General features: G+C 36.8%; 4 protein-coding genes. All 4 read right to left on the minus strand.

The features are described from left to right. Positions 1 to 845 (minus strand): FecR domain-containing protein (locus tag AAC037_RS22095; protein WP_339905669.1); only part of this gene is annotated, 845 nt, incomplete at its 3' end. Between the two features lie 147 nt (positions 846 to 992). Then, complete coding sequence (locus tag AAC037_RS22100; RefSeq protein WP_339905670.1) at positions 993 to 1,580, minus strand: RNA polymerase sigma-70 factor; 588 nt, start codon at positions 1,578 to 1,580, stop codon at positions 993 to 995. Between the two features lie 138 nt (positions 1,581 to 1,718). Beyond that, positions 1,719 to 2,495, minus strand: a complete 777-nt coding sequence (locus tag AAC037_RS22105) for a cupin domain-containing protein (RefSeq protein WP_339905671.1) — start codon at positions 2,493 to 2,495, stop codon at positions 1,719 to 1,721. Between the two features lie 223 nt (positions 2,496 to 2,718). Next, on the minus strand, positions 2,719 to 3,388 hold a 670-nt coding region (locus tag AAC037_RS22110), incomplete at its 5' end, for a glycosyltransferase family 2 protein (RefSeq protein WP_339905673.1).

Raw genomic sequence — 3,388 nt, forward strand, 5'->3', positions numbered from 1 at the left:
ATTTCTAATTCCACTCCGTACCATTTGGCAAGATCTTCTAAAATTTTTTTTAATTGAACCCTTTCAAAATGCAATATTCCCTCTTTCCACCCTATCACTTTATCGATTTCAAAAGGCCTCACTTCAACCCCTGACAAGCTGTCCCTTTTATCTAAAATCATCATTTGACCGGGATTAAGCTTTAATTTTTCTTCCCCAGCCTCAATGGCAACCTTCCCTTCGGTAAGTGCGACAGCGTAAAACCCATCTCTAGCGATTGTATTGAAAGCTGTTCCTAGGGCGGTGGTAACCATCCCCTTTGTTTTAACTTGGAAAGGCCTTATGCTATCTTTGGCAATCTCGAAATATCCCTCTCCCTCCAATTCCACTAGTCTATTCTTATCCCCATAACCAGTAGAAAAAATGATCCTCGAATTAGCATTCAGGACTATACTCGTACCATCAGGAAGCTTCATTGTTAACTTTTCTCCAATGCCTGTTTTCCGCTCGATTACCTTCTCAGGTAAGGCAAGATGAGGCTCATTAAATTCTATTCCTTTCTTTATAAAAATGATACTTCCAATTAAAAGGACAATACTTGCGGCAACCTTGAAGGTTTTGTACCAGGATACACTCTTTGATTGGGTAGGCCCAGTAGCAATAGAAGTACGTAAATGTATTTTTTGAAGAAGCTTATCATAATCAGTCTTATCTTCTTCACTAATGGAACTCTTGTCCCAAGTATTTTTTATATGCGCATCAAAAACCTTTCTAGAGCCGGGTTTTTCTAACCAAGCCAATACTTGCCTGGTTTCCTCAGGACTAGCTGTTTGATTTAAAAATTTAGTAATAATCTCTCTTTCCAATGGGTTTATTGTTCTTTTGTATATAAACCATGAAAGGCTATATTTACTTAATAAAAAGATGAAAAAAAATACAAAAAGTTAAAAAATTAAGCTAACACCAAATACACGCTACTTATATTTTGTGATTAAAAGAGTTAATAGGCGTCTTCAAAATAAAATATTGAGCATTAAAACCAAACCAAGAGCAGGCTTGTGAAGCATGTTACTTTTCAATGATTTTGAAGCCAAATAAATATGATGTTCAATGGTCCTTTTTGACAGTTTCATTTGATGAGCAATTTGCTCACTTGTCATGCCTTTAAATTTATTCATCTTAAAAACTTCCTTCTGTACCGTAGGTAGCTTTTCTATTTGCTCCATCATCTTTCCTTCCAATTCCTTATAAGATAAACTGTCTTCTATACTTTCCGATACCATGCCGAAGTCCTCAGACAAACTATCCAAGCTACAGTCATTTTTTCTATCTCTTATATAATTGAACATATAAAATTTTACGGATTGGAAGAGGTAGCTTTTAAATGATTTTGTCTCGTCTAGTTTCCTCCTTCGTTCCCATACCCTTACAAAAATCTCCTGCACGGCCTCTTCTGCTAATTGTTGGTCAGCAAAAAAAGTTAGTGAAAAAGCCATAAGTTTTCTGGCATACCGATGATACAGCTCATCAAAAGCAGCTATATCTCCCTGTTTTAAACAGGCCAGCAAATTGTTGTCCGTATGATTACTCAGTATGCCCATGGGTTTATTGCTTGTCTCCACTATTCTCCGCTCAAAGCAATCAAAAGCGGAAGCAAAACTTTATTTATGAGGACAATATAAGGTATTATAATTTAAATATAAAAATGTCTTTACCGCATATTTTACCTATCCTAATGGTTATTTGCCGGTATCTTTTGTAATCCAACGAATAGCATAGTATTCACATGCTCCTTTTCCGGCATTCCTAATCCCATGCGCATCCATAGCATGTAAATAGATAAGAGAACCGGGGCCTAGAAGATATGGCACTCCATTAATCATTTCCTCCACTTGACCTTGTAGGACCAGAATTATCTCCTCATCCGCATGAACGTGAGGATCGTGACTCTTTTTTCCTTCATTTAAAGTTGTGATATGCATTTCCAATTCTTGTAAAAGGGGCGTAACTCCTCTACTTACATCCCTTCGTCCCCCTTTTTCACTTTTTTTGAATTCCAATTGCTTGTAATTATACTTGGTTAAAGTATTGACCTCAGGTATAAAGTTTTCACCTACTCCTTCAGACTCCCATTCTATTACAAAAAAAGAAACGGGCGAGGTTCCTGAATGATGAATTCTAGCAGGTTGGTCTTTGGTTAACCAGGCCACACTCCTGTCCTCTAATTTTTCACTTATCACTCCCTGATTAACCAATAGTTCGCCGGTACCAATCAAAACTAATTTCTCTTCTCCTTTTTTCAGCCTCAAGCTTTTTCCTGCTGAAAGCGTATAATGGTTCACTCTAAAATTATCTAAGGTTTCTGTGGGGCCATCAAGGATGGGACGAGTTTCTGTGCCATTCACAACATTTACGGGCAACATTTTGTACTCATACACCGCAGAGGGAAGTGGTAATAACTGCGCATGCGCATAGGTCTGCCACACCAATAACAAAAAAAAAGGTATGTATTTCATCGATAGGGTTAATGTTAATTGTAATAATCAACCAATAAAACAACATTTTTTTTGTACTCCAAATCTTAATTGATATTCGTTCAAATCTTTTCTTGCTACTTAGAAGAAAAAACTCTTGCACCTTTTATCAACTGCTATGCAAATAATCCCTAAAACCATGTATCATCAGTATTAAAAAAAACCTATCTACATGCTTCCTGCTTTGGCAAAAGTAAGTATTGAATTAGGTTTTACGTTTTGATTTTTCCCATGTGCTTTTTTGACTCCCTTTTAGAAAACGAAACAGCCCTGCAACTACTGCATAGTTCATCATACAAAAATAAAAAGGGATAAAAAGCACCTTAATTCTCAGCTTTCTGTTTTCCAAAACATATCCAAGCAAAGCAGCTGCATAAAAAAGCAATTGAGCGACCAATACTAATTGGTAAATCAAGCCTTCCTCGAGAAGAAAAAAGTTAAGTATAAAAATAAGCAGCAATAAAAAAGGGGTAATTGTCCACCGAAGAACCCTATGTGACAAATATTGAAAAAAGAGCAAGGGATGATTAAAAGGTGTTATTTTGAAAAATAGCCTTTTCATGGATTGCCAGCCACCTGCACTAATTCTTACTTTCCGTTTTAATTCCTCCGAGGTGGTATCGGAGCCGGTTTCCATAGCATAAGCATCCGGTTCATACACAATTCTGTACCCATCAGATGCGATAAGTAAGGATTGCATAAAGTCGTCTAAAATAGTATCTTCGGGTAAATCTCTATACAAGGATGTTCTAAATGCCACCAACTCTCCGGCTGCTCCTACGGCAGAAAAAAATTTGGAATCCATTTTCTTTAAAAATGACTCATATTTCCAATACATTCCTTCTCCTGCGGAGCTAGCCGAATCTTCTTCCTCT

This window comes from uncultured Cyclobacterium sp. (assembly GCF_963976465.1).
Lineage (GTDB): Bacteria > Bacteroidota > Bacteroidia > Cytophagales > Cyclobacteriaceae > Cyclobacterium.

What these genes read in the sequence shown, in the direction of transcription:
- AAC037_RS22100 (WP_339905670.1), bottom strand. Translation starts at nt 1,580, where the DNA reads ATGGGCATACTGAGTAATCATACGGACAACAATTTGCTGGCCTGTTTA.
- AAC037_RS22105 (WP_339905671.1), bottom strand. Translation starts at nt 2,495, where the DNA reads ATGAAATACATACCTTTTTTTTTGTTATTGGTGTGGCAGACCTATGCG.